19 protein-coding genes and 2 tRNA genes are annotated in these 23,739 nt (G+C 46.9%); 18 read left to right on the top strand and 3 right to left on the bottom strand.

Annotated elements, in window-relative coordinates:
• Window positions 1-53: 53 nt before the first annotated feature.
• From dxs to ACTRXD_RS04135, 16 genes are all read left to right on the top strand, one after another.
• A complete protein-coding gene (gene dxs / locus ACTRXD_RS04210) occupies window positions 54-1,949 on the top strand; it encodes a 1-deoxy-D-xylulose-5-phosphate synthase (RefSeq protein WP_442430593.1) in 1,896 nt (631 codons plus the stop codon).
• Window positions 1,950-1,958: 9 nt separating this feature from the next.
• Window positions 1,959-3,155, top strand: a complete 1,197-nt coding sequence (ispG, locus tag ACTRXD_RS04205) for a flavodoxin-dependent (E)-4-hydroxy-3-methylbut-2-enyl-diphosphate synthase (RefSeq protein WP_442430592.1) — start codon at window positions 1,959-1,961, stop codon at window positions 3,153-3,155.
• 78 nt (window positions 3,156-3,233) lie between these two features.
• Window positions 3,234-3,309: transfer RNA gene (locus tag ACTRXD_RS04200), tRNA-Cys, on the top strand.
• A gap of 105 nt (window positions 3,310-3,414) precedes the next feature.
• Window positions 3,415-4,431, top strand: coding sequence for an adenosyl-hopene transferase HpnH (hpnH, locus tag ACTRXD_RS04195; protein ID WP_442430591.1), 1,017 nt, complete (start codon window positions 3,415-3,417; stop codon window positions 4,429-4,431).
• 89 nt (window positions 4,432-4,520) lie between these two features.
• Complete coding sequence (locus ACTRXD_RS04190; RefSeq protein ID WP_442430590.1) at window positions 4,521-4,868, top strand: hypothetical protein; 348 nt, start codon at window positions 4,521-4,523, stop codon at window positions 4,866-4,868.
• Window positions 4,869-5,676: 808 nt separating this feature from the next.
• Entirely contained in the window at window positions 5,677-6,237 is a 561-nt protein-coding gene (locus ACTRXD_RS04185; protein WP_442430589.1) for a c-type cytochrome, read from the top strand.
• Window positions 6,238-6,275: 38 nt separating this feature from the next.
• Complete coding sequence (locus tag ACTRXD_RS04180; RefSeq protein ID WP_442430588.1) at window positions 6,276-7,991, top strand: cytochrome ubiquinol oxidase subunit I; 1,716 nt, start codon at window positions 6,276-6,278, stop codon at window positions 7,989-7,991.
• Window positions 7,992-8,015: 24 nt separating this feature from the next.
• A complete protein-coding gene (locus ACTRXD_RS04175; RefSeq protein ID WP_442430587.1) occupies window positions 8,016-8,828 on the top strand; it encodes a c-type cytochrome in 813 nt (270 codons plus the stop codon).
• A gap of 26 nt (window positions 8,829-8,854) precedes the next feature.
• Window positions 8,855-9,799 carry a ubiquinol-cytochrome c reductase iron-sulfur subunit gene (locus tag ACTRXD_RS04170; protein WP_442430586.1) on the top strand — a complete coding sequence of 315 codons (945 nt, stop codon included), beginning with the start codon at window positions 8,855-8,857 and terminating at the stop codon, window positions 9,797-9,799.
• Between the two features lie 28 nt (window positions 9,800-9,827).
• The gene (locus ACTRXD_RS04165; RefSeq protein WP_442430585.1) at window positions 9,828-10,940 is read left to right on the top strand and encodes a cytochrome b; all 1,113 of its coding nucleotides are present in this window, start codon (window positions 9,828-9,830) and stop codon (window positions 10,938-10,940) included.
• A gap of 79 nt (window positions 10,941-11,019) precedes the next feature.
• Window positions 11,020-11,850 carry a hypothetical protein gene (locus ACTRXD_RS04160; protein ID WP_442430584.1) on the top strand — a complete coding sequence of 277 codons (831 nt, stop codon included), beginning with the start codon at window positions 11,020-11,022 and terminating at the stop codon, window positions 11,848-11,850.
• A gap of 119 nt (window positions 11,851-11,969) precedes the next feature.
• Entirely contained in the window at window positions 11,970-13,778 is a 1,809-nt protein-coding gene (locus tag ACTRXD_RS04155) for a cytochrome ubiquinol oxidase subunit I (protein ID WP_442430583.1), read from the top strand.
• 60 nt (window positions 13,779-13,838) lie between these two features.
• Window positions 13,839-14,477, top strand: a complete 639-nt coding sequence (locus ACTRXD_RS04150; protein WP_442430582.1) for a c-type cytochrome — start codon at window positions 13,839-13,841, stop codon at window positions 14,475-14,477.
• Between the two features lie 27 nt (window positions 14,478-14,504).
• Window positions 14,505-15,233, top strand: coding sequence for a c-type cytochrome (locus ACTRXD_RS04145; protein ID WP_312743831.1), 729 nt, complete (start codon window positions 14,505-14,507; stop codon window positions 15,231-15,233).
• A 44-nt stretch (window positions 15,234-15,277) separates the two neighbouring features.
• Window positions 15,278-16,114, top strand: a complete 837-nt coding sequence (locus ACTRXD_RS04140) for an ethylbenzene dehydrogenase-related protein (RefSeq protein ID WP_442430581.1) — start codon at window positions 15,278-15,280, stop codon at window positions 16,112-16,114.
• Window positions 16,111-17,148 carry a c-type cytochrome gene (locus ACTRXD_RS04135; RefSeq protein ID WP_442430580.1) on the top strand — a complete coding sequence of 346 codons (1,038 nt, stop codon included), beginning with the start codon at window positions 16,111-16,113 and terminating at the stop codon, window positions 17,146-17,148. The genes ACTRXD_RS04140 and ACTRXD_RS04135 overlap by 4 nt, the downstream gene beginning before the upstream one ends.
• Window positions 17,149-17,410: 262 nt before the next feature.
• Here the strand turns inward: ACTRXD_RS04135 and ubiA are convergent, their stop codons facing one another.
• A complete protein-coding gene (gene ubiA / locus ACTRXD_RS04130; RefSeq protein ID WP_442430579.1) occupies window positions 17,411-18,262 on the bottom strand; it encodes a 4-hydroxybenzoate octaprenyltransferase in 852 nt (283 codons plus the stop codon).
• 144 nt (window positions 18,263-18,406) lie between these two features.
• Window positions 18,407-18,880 (bottom strand): DUF2914 domain-containing protein, encoded by a 474-nt coding sequence (locus ACTRXD_RS04125; protein WP_442430578.1) that lies wholly within the window; start codon window positions 18,878-18,880, stop codon window positions 18,407-18,409.
• Between the two features lie 264 nt (window positions 18,881-19,144).
• Between ACTRXD_RS04125 and ACTRXD_RS04120 the strand changes: the two genes are divergently transcribed.
• Both ACTRXD_RS04120 and ACTRXD_RS04115 read left to right on the top strand, forming a co-directional pair.
• Window positions 19,145-19,219 (top strand) — tRNA-Thr (locus tag ACTRXD_RS04120).
• A 1,296-nt stretch (window positions 19,220-20,515) separates the two neighbouring features.
• Window positions 20,516-22,201, top strand: coding sequence for a tetratricopeptide repeat protein (locus ACTRXD_RS04115; RefSeq protein ID WP_442430577.1), 1,686 nt, complete (start codon window positions 20,516-20,518; stop codon window positions 22,199-22,201).
• 652 nt (window positions 22,202-22,853) lie between these two features.
• Here ACTRXD_RS04115 and ACTRXD_RS04110 read toward each other — a convergent pair.
• Complete coding sequence (locus tag ACTRXD_RS04110) at window positions 22,854-22,982, bottom strand: hypothetical protein (RefSeq protein WP_442430576.1); 129 nt, start codon at window positions 22,980-22,982, stop codon at window positions 22,854-22,856.
• Between the last annotated feature and the right edge of the window lie 757 nt (window positions 22,983-23,739).

Here is a 23,739-nt window from a genome sequence, read left to right as displayed (position 1 = left end):
CATTTTTAGTTATTCCCCTACAACACGTTAGGTTCTTCAAGAAAGGATGCGCAATGTCCTTGCTAAAAAGGATTGAAAGTCCAGCAGATTTAAAGAAACTTTCTCGGGACCAATTTCCTGAACTTTGTCAGGAAATTCGGGAACTCATTATAGAGGTGATCTCCCATGTTGGGGGGCATTTGGCCTCCAATTTAGGCGTAGTGGAATTGACGGTGGCTTTGCAGTATTTATTAAACACGCCAGAAGATAAAATTGTTTGGGATACCAGTAATCAGGCTTACACGCATAAATTATTAACGGGCCGTCGTGAACAATTCCATACAGTCCGCCAGTTTGGGGGAATAAGCGGATTTTGTAAACGAGAAGAAAGCATCTATGACACGTTTAATGCCGGACACGCCGGAACCGGAGTGTCCGCTGCCGTGGGCTTTGTGGAGGCACGTGAGCAGTTAGGCAAGTCAAATAAGGTCGTTTGCGTCGTAGGGGACGGGGCCCTCACTGCTGGAATGACATTGGAAGGATTGCAGCATGCCGGAGATATGGGCCGTGACTGTGTGGTGATCCTGAATGATAATCAAATGTCGATTTCCCGAAATGTCGGAGCTATTTCCGCCTATCTTAACCGGACCTTTACCGGGGAGTTCTACACAAGACTTCGTGAGGAAACCTCTCAACTCCTGGAAACCATTCCGCAAATTGGAGAACCCGTAAAGCGAATGGCGATTCGGGCCGAAGAGCTGGCTAAAGGCTTACTGCTCCCGGGTCTGCTTTTTGAAGAGTTGGGATTTCGATATGTCGGTCCAATTGATGGACACAATTTTGAGCATTTACTCCCGACGTTGGAGAATGTTTTGAAATTAAAAGGGCCTACTCTCCTGCATGTGATTACCAAAAAGGGATTGGGGTTTCAGCCGGCAATGAAGAATCCGGTTTGGTTTCATGCCTGTTCACCGTTTGATGCGAAGACTGGGCAACCGATGAAAAAGCCCGGTCACCCCTCGTATAGTTCTATCGCTGCTAAAACGCTGATTCGTCAAGCCAAAAAAGATAATCGTGTGGTGGTCATTACGGCTGCGATGTGCGAGGGAACGGGAATGTCTGAGTTTGAAAAGGAGTTTCCCTCCCGTTTGATTGATGTTGGGATTGCCGAGCAGCATGCAGTGACATATGCAGCTGGTCTCGCTGCGGATAATATGCGCCCGGTTATCTGTATGTACTCGACGTTTCTCCAGCGGGCCTATGATCAGGTTGTGCACGATGTGGCAACCCAGAATCTGCCTGTGACCTTTTGTATTGATCGGGGAGGATTGGTGGCCGAAGACGGAACGACCCATCATGGGGCTTTTGATTTTGCGTTTCTTCGGCATGTGCCCAATATGGTAATTATGGCCCCAAAAGATGAAAATGAACTTCAACATATGGTCCAAACAGGATTGGTGCATGATGGTCCGGTGGCGGTTCGATATCCTCGCGGCAGTAGCCTTGGGGTGCCTTTAGATTCTGAGCCCCTTCCTCTTTCAATAGGCCAGGGTGAGCTGTTATCTGATGGTCGAGACGTGGCGATTATCGCGATTGGAGTTATGGTTTCGGAGGCCATGAAAGCGGCTGAGCGCTTACAAGAAGAAGGCGTATCGGTGGCTGTCATTAATGCACGTTTTGTGAAGCCTCTAGATAAAAACCTTATTCGAGAAATTGCCAACAAAGTGAAATGCTTAATCACGGTTGAAGAAGGGTGCCGAATGGGCGGATTTGGATCCGCTGTATTAGAGTTTTTATCCGAAGAAGAATGTTGGAGTATGCCGACCAAAGTACTCGGATTGCCAGATTGGTACATTGAACAAGGGCCTCAGGATTTGCTCAGGGAAAAGTATGGTCTCACGGCGGATGGGATTTATGATCAGGCCAAGGCGTTGCATGACCGGGTTTCCCTGCAAGCAGTGATACGCTAGTCTATTCTCGTGTATATTTCTCGACGAAAAACCAAACAAATCCAGGTTGGATCGGTCAAAGTTGGTGGGGATGCCCCTATATCGGTCCAGTCTATGACGATTCCTCATCCGAGGGACGTTGCTGGGACTCTGGAACAGATCCACCGATTAGAGAAAGCTGGATGTGAATTAATTAGGGTAGCCGTGCCCGATATGGAAGCAGCTGATGCGCTTCCAAAAATAAAATCACAAATGACGGTACCTTTGATTGCAGATATCCATTTTGACCATCGTCTTGCTCTCAAAGCCGCCAAAGTTGTGGATTGCGTCCGTATTAATCCAGGGAATATTGGGCCATGGTGGAAAACCGAAGAAGTAATTCAGGCCGTCAATGACTATGGCATTCCACTCAGAATTGGCGTAAATGGGGGTTCATTAGAGAAGCATCTTCTTGAAAAATACGGCTACCCCACGGCTGAAGCACTTGCCGAGTCGGCATTAAACGCGGTTCATGCTTTGGAGGATGTTGGGTTTACCAATATGAAGGTGTCCCTGAAGGCCTCTGACGTGCACATGGCGATTGATGCCTATTGGTTGTTTGCCCAGCAAGCCAATTACCCATTGCATATCGGCATTACCGAAGCGGGAACTGCGATGACCGGTGCGGTGAAATCTGCTATGGGGTTAGGTTGGCTGCTTTCTCAGGGTATCGGAGACACCCTTCGTGTCTCTTTAGCGGCCGATCCTGTAGAAGAAGTCAAAGTTGGATTTGAAATTTTGAAATCGCTGGAGCTTCGGCATCGTGGTGTCAATGTGATTGCTTGTCCGACATGTGGGCGAGTGGAAATTGATGTGGTGAAAATGGCTAACGAATTAGAGCATCGACTGGGACATATCACCACCCCAATCACCGTATCTGTCCTGGGTTGTGTAGTGAATGGAATAGGTGAAGGAAAAGAAGCTGATATTGGAATTGCCGGGGGTCAAGGCGTAGGAATTCTATTTAAAAAAGGGAAATTATATAAACGTGTGCCATCTGAAGACCTTCTTCATACTTTGATTGAAGAAGTGGAGTTGATGGCCAAAGAGCAGGGTGGTCAGGGCCCGAGCGTCAATGGTCATGAGACGCCCGATGGCGTTTCCATTCATCAATCCCCAATGGAAGATCTTTCCTTAAGCCCGATACGGTCTGTCTCCAGAGAACTTCCCGTGTTGCCTCGTCAGTAATGATTCCAGCTAAAGAGCGAGAAAGCCAGATTTTCTCTTGTACAAGAGAAAATAGACTTCTTATAATGAGCTCGGAAAGGCGCCGTACCCAAGTGGCTAAGGGAGCAGTCTGCAAAACTGCGATTCAGCGGTTCGAACCCGCTCGGCGCCTCCATTTATTTTATCCTGTTTACCCCAGGCATTGGTTTTAGGATTTATGCCGGGAGTAGGAGTGGATGCTCTTGAAATATGGTGAAAATCCGGAGGGAGTAAAATAACAATGTCGGTACCTGTATCTCAAATGTATACCGTAGCTCATTATGCCCTCTCACAGCACTTTCGGGGTGTGAAGCGATACCCTCTTGTGCTCATGTTGGAGCCGCTCTTTCGGTGTAACCTGGAATGCGCAGGGTGTGGGAAAATCCAGTACCCGGATCATATTTTGAATCGGCGCCTGACGCCTGAGCAATGTTGGGCTGCTGCGGATGAATGTGGTGCACCTATTGTGAGTATTCCTGGAGGAGAGCCTCTGATTCATCCTGAAATGCCAGCCATTGCCGAAGGGCTTGTGAAGCGAAAGAAATATGTTTACCTCTGTACAAATGCCATTCTGCTTGAACGAAAATTACAGGACTATACTCCCTCGAAATACCTTACATTTAGCATCCATATGGATGGTCTCAAGGAAGAGCATGACCATGCCGTTTGTCGAGATGGCGTCTATGATGTTGCCGTGAAAGCCATTAAAGCCGCTTTAGCCAAAGGTTTTCGAGTGACGACCAATACGACATTATTTAATGATGCGGCGCCTGCTCGTGTCAGGCGATTTTTTGATGAAATGATGGAGTTAGGTGTGGAAGGCATGATGATTTCTCCTGGGTATAGTTATGAAAAGGCTCCAGATCAGCATAGTTTTTTGAGTCGTGATCGGACGCATTCGTTATTTGCGCAATTGCTGGCTCAACGTAAACGCGCCTGGCAGTTCAACCAATCTCCGTTATTTCTTGAATTTCTGATGGGAAAACGGGAGTATGAATGCACCCCTTGGGGGAATCCCACGTACAATATTTTTGGATGGCAGCGCCCCTGTTATTTGTTGCAGGATGGGTATGTATCCACTTTTCGAGAATTAATGGAAGAAACGGAGTGGGAGCGATATGGAACGGGACGACATGAACAATGCCGGGATTGTATGGTGCATTGTGGGTATGAAGCCTCTGCCGTGAAAGATACCTTCAGCTCATGGAGTGGGTTTTTTGGGACCGTCAGGGCAACCCTGTTTCCCAATGCTGTGTGAGGCTTCTTCTCCTTGTTTTTTCTTTTCCTTCCTCAACTCTGGGTCCTCTGGAAATTGTCTCCACGTTTAGCTGCAAGTGAGGGGTCATCATGGGTTTAGATGTAACTTCAACAGATTCTCCTCAATCATGGGAAGGCCGGCATCTGCAGCCATCGAATGAGAAAGAATTGCACGAAGCCATCGATCGCGTATTTGATTATCGAGGCGATGTGACGATTCACCTCCAAGCAGGGGAGCAGGTTGTAGGATTTGTATTTGATCGTCAGGAGAAGGCTCCTCAGCCGTATATTAAGCTATTCCTGCCAGGAGATCAGCAGCCTCGAACGGTTTTATACCAAGAGGTGGCTGGAATCGTATTCTCAGGGCAAGATACGGCGTTTGGTCGATCGTGGGAGGACTGGGCGCAAAAGTGGAAGAAGCCCGAGGCAAGCTCTTGACGACACGATCCACCCAAGCCTTTTTTTCCCTTCAATGCTCTGAAACATCCATATAATCCAAAACTGATTTTCCTTGTCATCTTACTCTGGCAGGATGAGAAATTTATTTCTCTCTCGACTCATTCACTAATATGTTTATTCTCTGAAATCACGGGAATGGCGAGTGGTAAACAGCGCGCAATAACGGAAGAAATAATTGACGGTTGGCTTCTGACTGTGATAGAAGTCCTGAACTTTTTTGGGCCCAAGAGACCTATGTAGCCCAAATATTTTTGAATTGGATAAATGGGGTTGGCAGAGTATTTTCATTGAAGGAAATGTGAAGGATCGTGAAAACTGAGTGATGTAGAGTGTACGAATATGGTGCACTCCCGTTACCTCGTTTTACCTTTAATTCTTTCTCTGTTAAACCATTTTTACTATCCGTGTGCTTTATGCTCTTCATGATGTAGACCATCGCTTTACGACCGAGGGTCGGGATTGTGGAAAAGGGCGGGATTGGCTCTGAATCGGCTGTCGTTTCGAGTTGGATGCTCGGACAGATGCTTCGAGGAATGGAAAGCAGATAACCTGGATTTAATAGAGTCGTTTTCCATTTTGAAGATGAAAGCCAGGGGCAACTCTTGGTTTTTTAATCTGGATGGTTTTGGTCGATTCGGAGAGTGGAGTTTGGCCGGGCTGATACAAAGACAGATCGAATCATTACGGCAAACTTTTAGCACCCATGCCGTGTCGTTCTGTAGATACTAAGATTTTTTGAGGAAGGTCGAATCTGGAAAATCAAGAATCAGGTAAACGAGGGGGAACAATGAACGAGTTTCAAACAGTGAAAAGCCTTTTAGTCAGTGGTTTGGCCGTCATGGGCCTTTTGATGTCAGCATGTGGTGGTGGCGAAGGTCCCCCGCAACCGCCTCCTCCTGCTCCCCCGGAATATGCGGATAAGCATATGCCGGCTGGCTATTGGAATAATCCAGAGATACTGGAAGAGGGTAAAGCGATTTTTACTGGTCAGCAGAATATCGATGTGAATTGTGCGAGCTGTCACGGAAAAGATGGAAAGCCTGTTAAGGCCGGTGCCCGGGACTTCCGGCGAACAGAGCAGATGCAGTTATATTCGGATGCCGTATGGTTTTGGCGAATTTCTGAGGGAGTGACTGGGACAAAAATGAAGGCGTGGAAGAGCAAGCTTTCAGAAGACGCCATTTGGAAAGTTATTGCGTATGAAGCGACTTTTGGGCTCAAGGGGATGGAATATGATGTTGCGAAAAAGCAATGGGTTCCTGCGGGAACAGCCGGGTCAGCGCCTGGAGGTGAAGCTCCTGCCGCGGAAGCTCCAGCCGGTGGAGAGGCTGAAAAAGCGGCAGAGTAATACAGGAATTGAATGAAAAATAAGGAGGGCGGGGACCCTTGAATACACTGAATCGAAGTCTATGGATAATTCTAGCGTTGGGCCTATGTGGTGGGGCTACGGCCTTTGGGCAGGTTCCGGATGCTCCACTTGTGGACTTTCCTTATTCGGGAAATCGAACGGCGGTGTGGGTCGTCGCTCAACTTCATATTTTGTTTGCGGCGTTTATTTTAGGTGCTCCAATTTTTGCGGTGGTAGCAGAATGGCTTGGATATAAGAATAACGATCCCAAATATGACCGTCTGGCCAAGGAAGTCATAAAGGTTACGGTCATCTTATACAGCATGACTGCCTTAACTGGTGGATTGTTTATTTTTGTCCTGCTCGGGACGTATCCTGACTTTTCGACATGGTTGATCAAGCATTTTTTCCTTGTGTTTGCGGTTATTTATCCTCTGCTGTTTATCCTTGAAACCATTATTTTGTATACCTACTTTTATTCATGGGATTCCATGAAGGGAGCGAAGAAAGGACGACACATTGCTCTTGGTATCCTTCTGAATATTGTTGGAACCGTGACACTCTTTGTCATTGACGGTCCAACGTCTTTCATGAATACCCCGGCTAAAGCGGCAGGAGATTTATCCCTGGTAGAGTTTATCCAAACGGCCAGCCTCTGGGACAAAATGGCTAATTTTAGCTGGATGCCCCTCAACCTGCATCGCCTGGTGGGAAATGTGACGTTTGGGGGTTTTATTGCGGGGCTAATTGCGGCCTATATGTTTATGGGGTCAAAAACAGATGAGGAACGGGCCTATTACGACTGGATGGGATTTGTGGGTAACATGATTGGAGTAGGAGCGCTCTTGCTTCTTCCGTTCATGGGCTACCTCCTGGCCTATGAGCTCTGTGACTATGATGCCTCGATTTGTCCCTACATGATGGCTGATCAGTTGTCCATGTTCTTTGAAATGCAAGGTGCCATGGTCGGACTCATCTTCCTGGCCAGCAACTATTATATATGGCTAAGTCTAAAGCGAATACAGGGTGTTGAGCAGGTACGGATATCCGGATTTGTGGCGGTGGTAGTGCTGCTCATGCCAGCCATCATGGGATTTACATGGAAAATGTTCCCTCCGCCTGAATGGCAATCGTTAATTGTCTTAGTGATAATAGTCGTCCTTCCTATGATTCTTGGAAAAGTTCCTGGTCTCAAGAATTTCACGGTGTCGGCATTCACCATGATTAAAGTTGGCTTTTTGATGATTGTGGTGGCGGATGCGATTTGGATGACCCCTCATGGTTTCGTCCCGACTCAAGGGCTGGCCACCGAGGAAGTCGAGCTGCCTTCTTGGGCGAGTGAATTAGCACTCATGCCGGCGAAGAATGCTGCAGCCTTTACTCTCGTATTTCTGACGGTGGTCAATTATCTGCTTTATAATCGCGCCATTAAGCGAGGGACGATTGTATGGGGGAAAATTGATTTTGCATCCCAATTCGTCCTCATATTCCTGGCTTTTAGCGCCATCTGGACTATGGGCCTCATGGGCGCCGTGCGCTCGTTAACTCGAAAATATTACCATGTCTATAACCTCGTTCCAGATTTTACTCCTGAAGCGTTTACGCCGACTCTGGCCTACTCGGCCTGGTGGATAACGGGAGTGACTATTGTGTTTTATGCGGTGGTGAGTTTTGCCATCCTTGTCACGCTGAGAGCGGGAAGTCCGAAGCCGGCTACGTCATTGGCATCGTCAGTGCCGGTTGAAGCTAAATAAGAAGGTTGAACAAAGAGGAAACAAATGGCTAACCAGAGTTTTGCCAAGAGTGTCATGAAGAAGACCGCCTTGGGGGTCATTATTGGGCTGTTATTGGTGGTGGGCGCTAAATACACTCATTTCCCGCCAGTCTTTCAGATCATGTTTTTTCTTTACGCGATACTAGGGGCTTTGGTGTTCATTCTTTTAGATGCTCCAGCGATGAAACGGTTGGAAGGGGTGAAGGCGGTGGGGGCGTTGGTGGTATTTTACCTCCTACTCTCCGGTCTCTATATTGCCGGAGCGTCGATTCTACCCCAGTTTGACCCGGAGGATGAGAAAGGGAAAATTGAAAAAGTCTTGAAGCTTCGCCGGGCCCAAACAGAGCTAGGGAAGGCCGATGAATTAATTGCCAGGGCAAAGGAATTGGATGAACGGGCTAAGGCTATTTCGAAACAACTGAGTTCTTTAGGTGCTGATGCTAAAGTTGAGGTGGCGGTTGCGACCAGCGGAGGCGGTGGTGGAGCAGCTTCCGGCGATCTTGTAGCCCTTGGGAAAGAACAATGGGAGCTACAAGAATGTTATAACTGCCATAAGTTGTATGGACAAGGTGGGAAAAAACGTGGGCCTGAGATGGATAATATCGGTAATCTTATGACTGTGGAACAGTTGAAAGAAAAGATTATTGATCCAAAAAGTTGGAAAGCAGAAGGATTCGATAAGGATTTCGAAAAAGGGAAAATGCCTGATAAGTATAAAGATCTCATGTTCCCACAAGAAATTGATGCGCTTGTTGCCTTTCTTGCTTCGTTAAAAGACGAGTCAGTTAAAACTCCGAAGCCGATAAAAATGAATTAATCAACATCTGAGGTTTTTCCCTGGCTATGCAACCAAAATTGACAGCAAAAGCGGTGTGTGCGAACAAGGAAGTCGGGAAGATTTCTAAGGTTATTGTTGATCCCCTTTCCCATCAAATCAGCCATATCATTGTTCAAGAATTGAATGGCCACGGGGCGCAACGCCAGATTCCTATTGACCAAATTCAGGAAGTAGTGAGCGAGGAGGAAATTGTCCTTCGGTGTTCACCCGAAGAATTCGGTCAATTTCCGGTGCTCGAGCGAGATCAGTACGTCACGATTAAGGAAGTTGAAATTGCCCATTTGGAAGATCATTTGCATGTGGAGCCCGGTGAGATTTTGGTTCCTCTTCCTCGGTTAGAGCAAGGGGTTCCCAGGCGCACATTTTTTACCAATATGACGCATGCGATTGGGACCTTAATTGCCTTGCCCTTAGTGTTTCCTGTGTTGAAGTATCTCATGAAGCCCATGTTCAAGCCCTACGATAATGCCTGGTTTTCCGTCGGCAATGTAAAGAAGGTGAATAAAGAGAATATTGGCTTCCAATTTAAATTTACCCGCGGGTTTAAAGAAGCCTTTATGCCAGAGCAACAGATTGAGAAAAACATTTGGGTGGTTAAGGCGACTCCGGCTGTACAACAAGCCGTATATGAGGGAAATGATAGAAAGTTTTATGATGATAAGGGGGATGTCATCTGGGTCAACAAGTCAAATTCTCCCTATATTGGCTACTCTGGGAAATGTCCCCATCTGGGTTGTGGGTATAAATGGAGAAAAACAAAAAATTTTCCAGATGGGGTGTTTTTATGCCCTTGTCATCTGAGTATTTATGATGAAGCTGGAAAAGTTATTGAAGGGCCGGCACCAAGACCGCTCGATGTGCTTCCTCTGAAAGTTGATGCCGGTGGAGAAGTGAAGATCATTGATGTTGAATATAAAGCCGGGGTTAATAACCAAATTCGGCTTCTGTAAAAGCCTAGGATGGAATGGTGAAAGGCGCATGAAGGAAGACAGTCAAGTCGCAAGTCAACAAAACGCATTCGAAAAGGTTGTTGAATTTGTTGATGAGCGGGTAGGTCTGAAAAATATTCAGGCCAAAATGCTGAATGAGCCAATTCCTGGCGGCTCTCGCTGGGCCTATGCTTTTGGCTCGGTATTGCTATTTATCTTTATTCTTCAAGTCGTCACGGGGATACTATTGATGTTTTATTATGTCCCCAGTACCGATCACGCTTACGCGAGTACTCAATACATCATCCACGAAGTGGACTACGGGTGGTTTCTCCTGAGCTACCATTTTTGGGGATCCTCTGCCATGGTGGTGATGGTCTTCGCGCATATGTCCCAAGTTTTTTTATGGGGTGCCTATAAAAAGCCACGAGAACTCATCTGGTTGGTAGGCTTAGCTTTATTTGGCATTGTGATGGGTTTTGGCTTTACAGGCTATCTCCTTCCATGGGATCAACGCGCATATTGGGCAACGGTGGTCGGGGTTGAAATTATGGATAAAACCCCGGTTGTGGGGGATTTTATAGCTCGATTTCTTAAGGGTGGTCCCACCCCGGGGCAAATGACGCTAAGTCGGTTTTTTGTCATCCATGTCATGATCTTGCCGGCTGCATTAGCAGGGCTGGCCGGCCTTCATATTTTCCTTTTTAGAAAGGCCGGGCCCGCAGGTCCGTTTAGGGGCACACCTGATGAGATCAAGGCCAAAACAGATTATTTTTTTCCTCGTCAGATTTGGAAAGATATTGTGGCTATGGCCACGGTCTTTTTAATCATCTGTTCCCTTGCCTTCATTGAGCCAGTGGTGTTGCTGGAAAAAGCGACTCCTGATCCCGGTGATTATCATCCGGAGCCGGAATGGTATTTCTTGTTCTTGTTTCAGTTGCTTCGATTGAAAATTTTTGGCGGGGAATTTGGCCAATTTCTTGGGGCTATGGCCATACCAGGGGCATTTATGGCGTTTTTAGCGGCCCTGCCTTTTTTGGATACAAGTTCAGAGCGAAATATCTTTAAGCGGCCAATAGCTCTGATTGGTTGGACGGTGATTATGGTATTTATTCTGGTGTTTACTGTGTCAGCCATTATAAACCGACACTTTTTAGACTAATCTCTGGGAACATATGTCAAATACGAAGTTAGGGCTTTTAGTTTTCTGGCCTACATTCTGGACCGGATTTCCAATAAAGATGGTGGTCGCCTTGTTGTTGCTTGCGGCACATATGCATCCATGGGAGGGGAGCGGGCTTTTTCTTTTGTTACTTGTCTCCATACCAGTTGATATTTGGGCTCTTGGTCTATGTGCAAGAACCGTATTTATTGACAGGTTAAAGGTCGATCCGAAACCAGGCTTTGGTCTTCATCTTTGGGTCCGATGGGCAGTCTTTAGTCTTTTGACATTACCAATCATCATGATCGTGGTGTCCACGGTGACGGAAGCCACTCAGTCGGTGGTTTCCAGTATTGTTGAATCAATCAAAGAGAATATATTCGTCATTCCCGTCGCCGAACAGATAAGTCTTGAGCTGGTGATGTGGGGGAGTGTTTCGTCTATTGTACTTATTCTTTGTATATTGGGGTGGCTGTATGGCCTAGGGTGGCTCGCCCAACCATTTGTAAAAAATGCGACCCCGGTAAAAGGGTCAGCAGTGGACCAGGCTAAATTTTGGGACAGCTTACGTATACCATCGGATCAACCTCTACTCCTAACCGCCTTTACTGGGGCGGGTGTCGTACTAGTGTTTCTCTTCTGGGTTCTCCTGCCTTCTACGACGCCACACCCACATGAAGAATATGTCTATACTTTTGAACAAAAAGGAGTGGTCAAAGTTGAGCCACAAAAGGTATTGAAGGAAGCGGAGCAAGTTCTGGCCACCGCGGAACTTGTGGTGAGTAAGCTTCAGGAGGAAAAGTCTGGAGATACAAAAACGTCTTTAGAAGCTGGTGACCTTTCACCTAAAGCCAAACCGGAAAATAAGGCTGAGAAGCAACCTCCAGTAGAGGATGGAGGAAAACCCTAGAAAAGGTTTGTGGGCTCTGGTGGGTAGCCTTGAACAAAATAATGAACGATCGAAGGGGGGCCAGAATGACATCGGCCGGCCAATTACGACACGCACCCGTTGTGCAAGGAATGAATAGAATGCCTGGATTGCTTAAATTTGGAAGTTTATTGGCCCTTCTCTTTTTCCCGGCTTTGGCTATGGCGGCTGGAGGTGCTGAGATTCAGGCCATGTCGGTTGAATATCGGGATGTCCCTGGAATCGGTAGTCGTAACCTGGTATGGGTTGTCGCGCAACAACATTTGTTGCTGGCTGGTTTCGTGTTAGGTGTTCCGATTTTTGCCTGGATATGCGAGTTGGTTGGATGGAAAACCAAGGAGCAACGGTATGACAAGCTCGCCAAAGAGTTTACAAAGCTCCTAACCTCAGCCTATGCCACCACCGCCCTTTTCGGCGGAATCCTTCTGTTCCTGCTGATCGGACTCTACCCTAAGTTGATGGCCTATCTGACCGATATGTTTTTCCCTTCCTTCCTTGTCTATTGTTTGCTCTTTTTATTGGAAACGGCCACCCTATATATGTATTGGTATGGGTGGGATTACATGCAGGGCAATAAAAAAACTTTCCATCTCTTTTTAGGGTTTCTTTTAAATCTTTTTGCCCTCGGAATCATGATCGTACCCAACTCATGGGCAACCTTTCAGGCCAGTCCGGTGGTGGTGGGGGAGGGAGATGCTTGGGCTAGGGCTTGGATGGCTATGCAAAACCCAACCTGGTGGCCAGTCAATATCCATAGATTGATCGCCAACGTGGTGTTGGGTGGATTTATAGTCGGAGCGTATGCGGGTGTCCGCTATTTACTCGCGGTATCACGTGAAGAGCGGGAGCACTACGATTGGATGGGGTATGTCGGGAATTTTATTGGGGTGTTTGGTATGTTACCCCTCCCATTCGCCGGCTATTGGCTTATGCGGGAGGTCTACCAATACAACCAACAAATGGGGATTACCCTTATGGGTGGTTTCTTGGCATGGCTGTTTATCCTTCAGGCTATGCTCATTGGAGTGCTCTTCCTCGGAGCCAATTACTATTTTTGGTTGGGAATTACCCACCGAATTCCAGGGTCTGAAAACCAATATAAAAAACCGGTGATGGGGATGCTGATCGTCCTGTTATTGTGCCTTGGAGTGTGGATGACTCCGCATTCCTTGGTGGCGAGCTTGGCGGAAGCACAAAAAATGGGCGGTACTCACCATCCTTTACTCGGGGTGTTCGGCGTAATGTCTGCAAAAATGACCGTGTCCAATATCATGATACTCGTGACGTTTATGAGTTTCATTATGTATTGGCGGGCGGGAAAACAAGAAACTGCAGGATGGGCCAAAGCTGCCAAGGCTATTATGGGAGGGTTACTGGTTATCGCAGGTATCGCCGTTGTGGTTCTTGGGGTATGGGGATATTTTGTCCCAGCCATTATCCGGATTAATTATTTCTCGGTTGCCCAGGTTTTAATTGTGCTGTTCATCATGATTACGTTCACCCCATTAACCGCTTTGTTAATGAAAAGTGCTAAAACGACCACGGAAATGGTATGGGGAAAAATGCCTATTCGGGCTGGATATAGCTTGGTCTTAAATGCGGTGATGGTGATTTTGCTCATGTCCCTAATGGGATATGCACGATCATCATCTCGAGTGCACTGGCACATTTATGGCGTCATGAGAGATACCTCGGATTATGCATATTCCCCTGCGTTAGGGTATGCGGCGGCATTTATGTCCCTTAATACATTTGTGTTTTGCCTGATCGTCGCATTTATTTTTTGGGTAGCGACCTTGGGCGATAAGGCCAAAGCCCAGCCGCCAAAGGGATCTACAATGGGAATTCCTGGCCACACCGCTCCGGCAATGGCTGGTGGTGCACCGAGTTCAGGGGAAAAACTTGAATAGGGATGGAGTAAGAGAAAGACTCAAGAGCCATACATCTTTGAAAAGCATGGGTGAGGAAACATGAGTGAAGTCGCGCTATTGCAGATAATCGGCATGTGTGTCATTGGGGTGGGTATCCTCATCCTGTTGTTTATTAAGGGCATGTTCCTTCGGGTGCTTGGATTCGTCGCGATGGTCTTGGGAGTTTTTAGCTTAATTGCCTTGAGTGTTCCCCAAATGGCGTCCTTGCCTCCGGCGGTGGAAACCTTCGATCTTGCCAGCGTCAAGAGTCCAGATGATTTGGCCTCCATTGGGCAAAAAATATTTTTTAGCAAGGGACAATGTGCGTTATGCCATTCCATTGGACCGAGCGAATCGGCCAGATGCCCTGATTTAAATGGCATTGGAGCAAAACTGTCTGCTGAATTTATCTATGAAAGTTTAACCCAGCCTCAAGCCTATATTTATTTGGACTTCAGGCATGATGGTATTCCAAAAGAATATCCTGCACAGATGCCCCATATTGACCAGGATCCCATCGGCTTAAGCAATCAGGAAATTTATTCGGTTATTGCGTTTCTCCAAAAAATGAGTGGGGAGCCCATCAGTATCAAAGTTGAAGATATAATGGAAACTGCGCAAGAAACAGCCAATTCCTTAAAGGTGGCTTCGGTCTCCTCTTCACTTAAATCCCAAATTCAGAATTTGGCGGACCGCTAAAGGAATAGCCATAATGAGGAGAATATCATGAAAGGCCCAATCATTAGTGGAGCTATCATTCTTGCTGGAATGTTCATATTTTTGAAATTCCTTCTTCCGTTAGTGACGGCACCTCTTCCAGCCAGTTTAATTTACCTATATTTGGCCCTTGTTCTGAGTGGAATAATGATTTACGGAACCATGAGTGCGCCTTCCTTGGAGGCCATGATGGGGCCAATCTTCAGATTTTTGTCGGGGAAAGGACAGACGGGAGCAGGGCAGATGGCCCGGTTGGCGGTGTTGGTTATGTTCCCGCTTTTGGTGGGGTGGCAAACGTACAGCCGACTGGTCCCTAGCGACCTTCCACCTGCCGAAAACAGAACCATTCATCCGGCCCCGCCAGGTGAATTTGTCGGCTTATCCAACCCTTATCCCAAAACCCCTGAGAATATTATGATGGGCAAAGGCCTGTATGCCGCCTACTGCTCACCCTGTCACGGAGCCAATTATGATGGAAAGGGTCCAGCGGCCCCTGGCTTTAATCCACCTCCTGCCAACTTTAGTGACCCGGGAACTATTGCGCAATTACAAGAGGCGTATTTGTTCTGGAGAATAAAAAAAGGGGGAGTGGGTTTACCCGTCGAAGGCATGCCTTGGAAATCGGCTATGCCCCGATGGGAAGAGGAATTGCCAGAAGAGTTTATTTGGAAAATTATTATGGGTGAATATGATGGGGCACACCAATCCCCTCGGACTTGGGAAGAAGAAGAAGAATAGACTCAAGCCAATTATGTTGTGGATGAATGAGTGGAGAATATGACATGTTGAACGGACTAGGAAACCTCAGGACACTATCCATTATTGGGCTGTTCGGGGTCCTGGGATTTTCGTCAGCTTTTGCCAATGAGCCACCTGCTTCAGATGAGCCAGGTAGTGTCTCGGTTCGATTGTATCAATTAGAAGGCAGCTTGCCGTCAGAAGACCCAAATTCTTCACAATGGGATTCGGTGCCTAGTTCGGAATTTAACCTGGCGCCCCAGGTGCATTGGCCTCCTAGAATCCAGGAGGTGACGGTGAAGTCGGTCAAGGTCAAAGGGGTTCATAATGGCCAGGAACTGGCTATTCTCGTGGAATACGCAGATCCTACCGAAGATGCCGCCGATGCCGCAGCACTTGAATTTATGGTGGGTGATAAAATGGCTCATTTCGCGCATGGCCAAGAAATGTTGCAGGTTGAAGGGGGACCAGTAAATATTTGGTTTTGGAAAAATGAAAGTGGCAAGGCAGTTGATATGAGCGCAAAAGGGTTTAAGACCTTGGAAACCCAACCTCATCAGGATGTTCAAGCAAAAGGTGTTTGGCAAAATGGTATTTGGAAAGTGGTCTTTTCCCGTTTATTGAAAACCGAGGATGCTCAGGATGTGCAAGTAGAGGAAGGCGAATGGCGTAATGTAGCATTTGCCTTTTGGGATGGGGCGGTTGTCGATGGTCTGGTAAAGGAAAAGGGGGGCCAGAAAGCCGTCTCTACTTGGTGGTATGTTCGGGCGGAACCGAGTGCAGATAATTCCATTTTTGGTTGGGTTATTTTGGGGTTAGCCCTCGCAGCGGCATTTGAATTGGTGATAGTCAGAAAACTGAGAAAGGGGCAATCAGTATGAAACGGGTAGCGGGAGGCGGTCGCGATATGACAGTCATCGGGTTGGCCGTCCTCGGAATAACCTTCACGCTATTTTCTGGCTGTGCGCTTTTTGAGGATGAAAGAACGGCGAAGGGTCGAAAGCTCTATAACCACTATTGTAGTCATTGCCATGGGGAGACCGGACAACAGGGAGAAGGATTCAATTGGGAGCGCATGTCGGACCCCCGGCCTAAAAATCTTGCATCCAATGCCGAAATGTCCACTTTCAGTGATGAGGAGATTTTTCATACCGTTTATCGAGACATGAAAGATACCACGGATCAAAAAGTCATTGATGATGAGGACTATTTTGCAGTACCAACCATGCCGACCTTTAAGTACACGTTATCGGAGGAAGAAATCTGGTCAATTGTGGGATATGTTCGAACCCTTCATGGGATGTCGCTGAGCTATGATTTGGAAACAAGAAAGAAGGAATTGGAAGAGGCATTACAGGTGGCGCAGCAAGAGATGGAAACCACAAAGGCCACCTATGAGGCAGCCGTCGAAAAGGCAGAGGCCGCGCAAGCAGCGTATGAAGAAACGTTAACTGATGAGCAGCTTGAAAGTTACGAACCCAAAGAAGTGACCATTCCTGAAGAAGAAGTGTTTCTTGCCGCCAATGAAAAATATGAAACGGCAAAAGCCGCCGTTGATAATTTTTTAAAACGACCGAAAAAGCAACAAGTCCCGCGACCTGATCTTACCATTGCTGAAGAAGACCGTGCGGCTCAAGCTAAACTGGGAAAGCAGTTATATAATGATAAATATGGATGCCAGGGATGTCATAGTCTCAACGATGAAGGCGGGGTGGTTGGCCCTGCATTGGATCGAGCAGGCTTTCGCCTCAATCCTACATGGGTCTATCGATGGATTCTATATCCTCAAGCCATGAAAAAACATACCAGGATGCCAAATTTGGGGATTTCAGAGCAAGATGCAAAGGCTCTCACGTATTATCTCGGGACGCTCCAGGCCCCAAAACATGAAAATCAGAGTTCAACATCAGAATAATCTCCCAACGGCCATTTTTCTTTTTGAGAAGTGTATTTTTTAGGCTAAACTTACCATGACCAGGTGCTCTTCTATGATTTTAGTTTCCGCCAGGAACCACTAAACGCCGATGGTCGTAAGATTAAAAGCATTGGGAAACGCTCTTGATGCCCAGGGCAGGTTGGAAATTAGAAAAGGAAGATGAGCGCTTAAGATCTGAAGGAGGTGTTTGGCTAATAAAAATTAACGCAAGCGGTCGTGTTGTAATTCTTTCCAAGTGTACCTATCGAAGCCCCATCAAAATTCCTCCTAAAATAAGAACCCCAATCCAGATATGTTGTTTGAATAAAGACAAAGCTTTCTTCCCTGAAATCTTTGAGCGGAGAAGAAGGACTTGATAGCCCAATATGACAGCTACTCCCCCTAAGGTGAAAGAATATTCAACTCCCAGATGATTGATTCTGGCGACCAAGGCCAAGCACCCCAGCATAAACAAAGCGGCAATTCCCACCCCAAGCCAGGTGAAGGATCCAAAGAGAATGGCGGTGGATTTGACCCCAATCCTTTGGTCATCATCTTTATCCTGTATGGCGTAAATCGTATCGTAGACCATCGCCCAACATACCGTTGCAGCAAAAAGAACCCAGGCCGACAGGTCCAATTCGTTGCGAACAGCGGCCCACGCCAAGACGCCACCCCACCCAAATGCTAAGCCCAAAACAAATTGGGGAACATGGATGAAACGCTTGCAGAAGGGGTATCCCCCAGCAAGCACCAATGCCACAGGACTCAAAGCAAGCGTCAGGGGATTCAAGAACAATAACAAGATGGCTGCTAACCCAAGCAAGACGGCCAGAAATGCTACTGCTTGGGAAGGGGTTAATTGGCCGGAAGCGAGGGGGCGATGCCGCGTCCGTTGGACTTCCCGATCGAATGACCGGTCTGCCAGGTCATTCATAATCACTCCCGCACTTCGCATGAGGAATGATCCCAAAATAAAAATCATAAGAAGTTTAAGGCTGGGCCAACCCTCGGAAGCTAGAAACAGGGACCAAAGCGTGGGGAAGAGTAAAAGTAGAGTCCCTGTTTGATTGAACAACCGGATTAGATTGGCAAATGCAACGGAAGAAGGCATAGACTGTATGTAGGGATGACTATAAGAATAAGTGAAACGTATGGTGTGACATGAGAATGGCTTAATCCGCCTGATCAGAGCAAACAACCCATGAGTTCTAATTCATGTGAATGTGAATCCCATGACTCAAAAAGCCCTACAGGTTTATTTCACCGTAAATCGTGCGATACAGAGGATTCGATCCGGTTCTTTGGAAGGGGCAACCACGATCATCCATTCGCCGATATGAAAATCTGGATGTAGTGATTTCCTGCTCCACATGCGATAGCCTGGAGAAGGTCGAATGGGGATGTCCACTTCTGAAATTTTGGTCCATGTTCCGTCGGTTTTGTGATGCCAACTGTGACGAATCTTTCCTGTTGAGGTTGCTTCGATTTTTGTCCAAAATATCACGTGGGAGGTTTTTGAAGTTTGAACCTCTGGAATGGCCGCTTGCCCGTTTTTATCTTTTTCGCAATAGGCCGGAGGCAGGAATATTCCCTGTGGGGTTCTCTTTTTCACCTCCTTGGATAACACGACAGTCTTAACCAGAAAATCAGCCTGTGCCAAAAGAGGTGTACCTGCCAAACCGATTATGAGCCCGATTCCCCTAAATATGTGTTTTACTCGATTACCCACTTCCGCCCTCATATGGATCTTGAGATAACGTCAACCCAAGAAACTAAAATATACCTGCTGCCTTGTCAATGGAGAGAGTGAGGTGAGGATAAATGGGCGGACTCTACGATTGATCGGCCAAAATCCTCCATTTTTCCAAAAGAGCCAGAATCTTTGGAAGTTGACGTTACTAAGCGACGAAAGGTATAAACGACCACAAAGAAAACCTACCAAGCTTGTGCTCCAGAGCGTTCTGTCTTTCGCAATTTGATTACTCCAATGTGAGCCGGCGTAGCTCAGTGGTAGAGCAGCTGATTCGTAATCAGCAGGTCGGTGGTTCAATCCCACTCGCCGGCTCCAGCCAATTTCCTTTCGGACAGGCTTTTAAAGTTATAGGTCCAAGAGATTCGGCTTTTTCTTCTTTCACAACGAGTATCGGTAATCTAATCTGGATGCCTAGAGCCTATATGGCCGCTATTTCTTTTCCCGTCAGGTTCTAACTCGTTGGCACTTCTCCTTACCTTCCTCTGAAATTCAGGCTCTCCAGCCAGAGAAAATATTTCGACCATTTATCTAATTTGAGTGTGGTGACTCCTGTCAGATTCCCTAACAAATTTGTCGCCATGCAACTCTAATTAACCTGCCCTCAAAGCACATGATCTCACCCTACTGCCCAAGGTCTACTAGAGCCAACTGTCAACGAATTTTACACCGGGTTTTTATTGATTCAGACTATCGTAGTGTTCCAACACCTTAATCACCCCTGTTCGTTTAGATTTTATGGAAATGGTGTTTGTCTGGTGAGTTCGGAAGAGAGGCACATGGTTTGCTTAACCGAAGCTGAGAACAGGAACACTTATTATTTGAGGGACATTATGAGAATCTGTGAAAAATGTCAGGGATCAATGGTGCTAGAACGCGCCGTGGATTTAGAGGTTGGATTAAGTCTTTTGTATTTTGCTTGCTTGAATTGTGGAAAACGGATTCAAGCCGAAAAAGAGCCGCGCCCTTTAGTACATTAATGATTGTAATTTATATAACTATGAATACGGAGGAGTTATGAAAAAACAGAATCGACCATTGACTTATGATGAACGGAAGGCGGCTGAAGCCGCGTTTCGAGGGGCACCATTCGACCCGCAATTGTCCGAATCTGCCAGAAGGATATATCTAGGAATTTCCTCTGCAATGGCGAACAAACGTAATGAGGCATTCCAGGATTATGATCTTACACAACCGAACGTTAGGGCCAAGTGCCCGTCAACGGAATCGCAGACTCGATCAAGAGCAAAATCTTCCTTATGGTAATTTCAGTCCACTCTTCTCAGGACAACCCGGGAATCGGGTTGTCCTCAGCCATTCCCTTCCGTTAGCGCTCGACAGCGCGTAATTCCTCATCTACAATAATTTTTGGTTACGGGATCTTCTGGGCGTTGAGCTTAGTCGGAGAGACTGTAGCTGCATGGTGGAGTGGATTATGCCAAAGAATGTTCGGGTGCCTTCCTGGTATTGGATCCGGTTTTTTCGCCAATTTTTGTGGTGAGGTATAATCATCATACTGTCATCACGCTACTCAACCCATTTATGAAATTGGCAATCAATACACATAGTTTATGGGCTCGACTCCCACAGGATACAGGATTAATTCATGGGTTGATGTTTCTTTTGGTTCTTTTTGCCGGGACCTGGGCGTTTGCCTATGCGGAGGGAATGAAGTCCGAGGAGGAGGTGACCAACCAAGCACGGGCTGCGTGGATGAAAGGATCCGCTAATCAAGCATTAGATATTCTTGACCAGGAAATTCCCCATTTTCCCCATAATACAAATTTCCAAAAACTTCGAGGAAACATTCTGACGACAATCCGTCGGAACCAGGAAGCCTTAGAGGTCTATGATGCCATACTGGAACGTGAGCCAGATTCGTTGCGAGTTCGGTGGGCAAAATGGAGTGTATTGATTCGGATAGGAGAGGGAGATTCGGCCATTACCGAGCTTAGAAGTATCGCCAAACGATCATCTCATAACCCTCTGGTTCATCTGCGTTTAGCACAAGAACTTCGGAAACTTGATCGTTTAGAGGAGTCCCTAGAATCATATCGCCAAGCGGTACTCCTGGCTCCGGAAATGACAGGATGGCGATTGTCTTTAGGCCGCGCGCTTTTTGATGTCTTGGATTATGAAGGGGCCAGAAAGGAAGTGGAAGGGGTATTGAAAAATGTCCCAAAAGGCTCTCCGGTCGAAGCTGCTGCTCGCAATTTGTTAATGGTGGTGTATGGGGCTACAAAGGAGAGAGGGCGCCGTTTTCAACCCATATTTACCCCGGAGGGCACCGGGGCAGATCTTAAGCAATGGGCGTTGATCCGTAATAAGGCCTGGAAACTTTTTACGGCTGGCCGGTATGAGGAAGCCGAGCCGGTATATCGAGAAGTTCTCATCCTCAAACCTTCCGATCATCGAGCGGCTTATGAACTCGGTCAGACTTTAATGGAATTGAATCGCTATCAGGATGCCATCGATTTTCTCCAAAAGGGGATTGATCAGGGTGCGTCCAATGAGGTGTATTTGGACTCTATTTTTCGTATTGGCCAGTGCCTGGTGGAATTGGAACGATGGCCTGAAGCGTTGATGCATTTTGAATTACTTCAGGAGTTAGGCCCTGCACCAAGAGTTACTTCAGAGGAGAGCCAGGAAAGTACCGATGATGCTCCGATCGTTGCCGGGGCACCAGTTCTCGATATGCAAAAGGTGGCACAATGGTTGGAGAAGATTCGGACGCATCTTCCCAGTACCCAACAGTCCACAGTGGTTCCCAGTCCAGTCAGCCCTGATCCCGTCATCCCCGATACGTCGCCGGTTCAAACTGAGGAATTGCCAACAAGAAGTCTAGAGGGTTTGGAACCGGTTCATTCCCGAGCATCCCTAATGGGGCGTGACGCGGATTTCAGTTGGTTCCGATTCGCCATTCCCGCAGAGATGGTGATGCGTGATGATCTACTTATGGGGTCCCATGAATTTATTCCCATTGATCCGGGAGACACTTTTCCCGTTAATCAACCAGAAATATATGTGGTGTTTGGCTTAGTCACACCTTCCTACGATGAAATTCCCTTAACGGCCAAATGCTTTCTTGAAAAGTCTGAGATTTCGTCCAGTCAGGTCGCGTTAGTCCAGGATCGGGTCATCATGAGCATGAATGATCAATCCGGATATTTTCGGTTTCAAATTTCACCGGAAGGAGGCTGGAAACCCGGACTCTATCGTTGTGGTTTATTTGTGGGAGACGAGGCCTCGGCTTATAACGTAGCTGATGATGTGAGATTTCGAATTGTTGCCTCAGATTAGGCAAGGAGCACTAGAAAGAGCATTTGAAGATCAAATGATCTCGTTCTTCTTGAAGCGCGTGTGGGTTGTGCAGGCTATTCCTTTTTGTCCTTCATCAATATTTTTTTGGCGCCATTCCAAATCATTTTCTGCTACTTGAATTTCCTTGCACACCTCACTTCTCCATTTGAAATACCTCCGATTAACCGACAAAGGCCCTACCTACATGGTAGCTTCTGTGCTGTTTACCCTCAATAAGGATAAAGCTTCATTTTTCACCAATACAGTTTCGGGTTTCGTGTAATAGTATAGTGCTTCGATCGCATCAATGGGTGGGGAGTTGGATGGAGATGCCCGCCAAAAATTCGTTGGGAAAGTCTTATACCCGTCTTAAGACAAAATTATGGCAAATGAGCAAATCGGTGGCTTCTCCGTTGAGTCGACCGTCGGTGGTGTACCAGTCTTCCAAACCTAGGAGAACAGTGTTCTCAATATGTCTGGACGCACGCCATTTCCTACAGGAGATCCTGAAGATGCGGTAGCCAGGTTACTTGGAAAGAGCTGTTGTTTTTTGAGCAAAAAAGCGAAATATTGGATTCTTCAATATGTGTGAAAAGATTGTGCGGCCATTATCCTTCCTCCTTCCGGCAAAGCGACCAAATGCAAATGGCAATTAATCACTGATTTTTGCGGGGATGGTGAAGGTGGATCCGTCTTGGATATGGGCTTGTTGCCAATCGTGAATGGATTGACCGATGAGTGGTTCGTCGGGAGTCGGATGAGGGCCAATGGGATATCGCATGGTGTATCCCATTTATCACCATGAGTTCCCGGAAGGTTTGTGACAGCTTCTCCTGTGATGCGGGCTGTGATTCATTCAAATATTTCATACTCCGCCCCGAAGGCGCCAGATATTCGGAAGCGGCCAGACAAAACATCCATTGTCATGAGGCAAGAGGCGATTGTCTGAGTAGTATTTCACGTATGGGGCGGGCCGGAACCCATTCTTGAACAAAGCGGTCGAGACGGGCGAAGTGGTTTCTGCCCAAGCAACCAGGCTCTGCATCCAGAAGTTCGTGGAACCTCGGCGTACGTGGAATGTCCACTTAGGATGAGAGTAACTGCATGAATGGTGAGTAACTGATAGGTAATTGGAATGGAAGGGAATGAAGGTGAGCTTGCCTCTGGAAGGGGGGATGCCGATCAGAACGGGAAGTACTTCCAGTAAACAGGCGAAGCGGTCCTTGGGTTTGACGGCTGGCCAAAGTTGAAGAAGCACAAATCCCAATATCCAAAAATTTCAAATTTAGATTGAGGCATGGGTCTATAGGATACGGAAAACGCCTTCGGTCCGTTTGGTGGGAAGGTTGTCCCGCAGCGAACCCTATTTCATTATTATTTGAGTTTGCTTTACAGGTCACTACTGTCCGGTTAAGAATGAAATAAATTCAATTGGTTACAAGACCTCTCATCTTCACCATCGTTTTTGGTGTTGAGAAACTCCGGAGTTAAAGGGATTTTCTCGAATAGGGTCACGGAAAAAATCTGTAGTAATGTGT

This window comes from Nitrospira sp. T9, from assembly GCF_052156535.1.
Lineage (GTDB): Bacteria > Nitrospirota > Nitrospiria > Nitrospirales > UBA8639 > Nitrospira_E.
This window is presented reverse-complemented; position numbering and strand designations above follow the sequence as displayed.

What these genes read in the sequence shown, in the direction of transcription:
- dxs (WP_442430593.1), top strand. Translation starts at nt 54, where the DNA reads ATGTCCTTGCTAAAAAGGATTGAAAGTCCAGCAGATTTAAAGAAACTT.
- hpnH (WP_442430591.1), top strand. Translation starts at nt 3,415, where the DNA reads ATGTCGGTACCTGTATCTCAAATGTATACCGTAGCTCATTATGCCCTC.
- ACTRXD_RS04190 (WP_442430590.1), top strand. Translation starts at nt 4,521, where the DNA reads ATGGGTTTAGATGTAACTTCAACAGATTCTCCTCAATCATGGGAAGGC.
- ACTRXD_RS04185 (WP_442430589.1), top strand. Translation starts at nt 5,677, where the DNA reads ATGAACGAGTTTCAAACAGTGAAAAGCCTTTTAGTCAGTGGTTTGGCC.
- ACTRXD_RS04175 (WP_442430587.1), top strand. Translation starts at nt 8,016, where the DNA reads ATGGCTAACCAGAGTTTTGCCAAGAGTGTCATGAAGAAGACCGCCTTG.
- ACTRXD_RS04170 (WP_442430586.1), top strand. Translation starts at nt 8,855, where the DNA reads ATGCAACCAAAATTGACAGCAAAAGCGGTGTGTGCGAACAAGGAAGTC.
- ACTRXD_RS04165 (WP_442430585.1), top strand. Translation starts at nt 9,828, where the DNA reads ATGAAGGAAGACAGTCAAGTCGCAAGTCAACAAAACGCATTCGAAAAG.
- ACTRXD_RS04160 (WP_442430584.1), top strand. Translation starts at nt 11,020, where the DNA reads ATGGTGGTCGCCTTGTTGTTGCTTGCGGCACATATGCATCCATGGGAG.
- ACTRXD_RS04155 (WP_442430583.1), top strand. Translation starts at nt 11,970, where the DNA reads ATGCCTGGATTGCTTAAATTTGGAAGTTTATTGGCCCTTCTCTTTTTC.
- ACTRXD_RS04150 (WP_442430582.1), top strand. Translation starts at nt 13,839, where the DNA reads ATGAGTGAAGTCGCGCTATTGCAGATAATCGGCATGTGTGTCATTGGG.
- ACTRXD_RS04145 (WP_312743831.1), top strand. Translation starts at nt 14,505, where the DNA reads ATGAAAGGCCCAATCATTAGTGGAGCTATCATTCTTGCTGGAATGTTC.
- ACTRXD_RS04140 (WP_442430581.1), top strand. Translation starts at nt 15,278, where the DNA reads ATGTTGAACGGACTAGGAAACCTCAGGACACTATCCATTATTGGGCTG.
- ACTRXD_RS04135 (WP_442430580.1), top strand. Translation starts at nt 16,111, where the DNA reads ATGAAACGGGTAGCGGGAGGCGGTCGCGATATGACAGTCATCGGGTTG.
- ubiA (WP_442430579.1), bottom strand. Translation starts at nt 18,262, where the DNA reads ATGCCTTCTTCCGTTGCATTTGCCAATCTAATCCGGTTGTTCAATCAA.
- ACTRXD_RS04115 (WP_442430577.1), top strand. Translation starts at nt 20,516, where the DNA reads ATGTTTCTTTTGGTTCTTTTTGCCGGGACCTGGGCGTTTGCCTATGCG.
- ACTRXD_RS04110 (WP_442430576.1), bottom strand. Translation starts at nt 22,982, where the DNA reads ATGCGATATCCCATTGGCCCTCATCCGACTCCCGACGAACCACTCATC.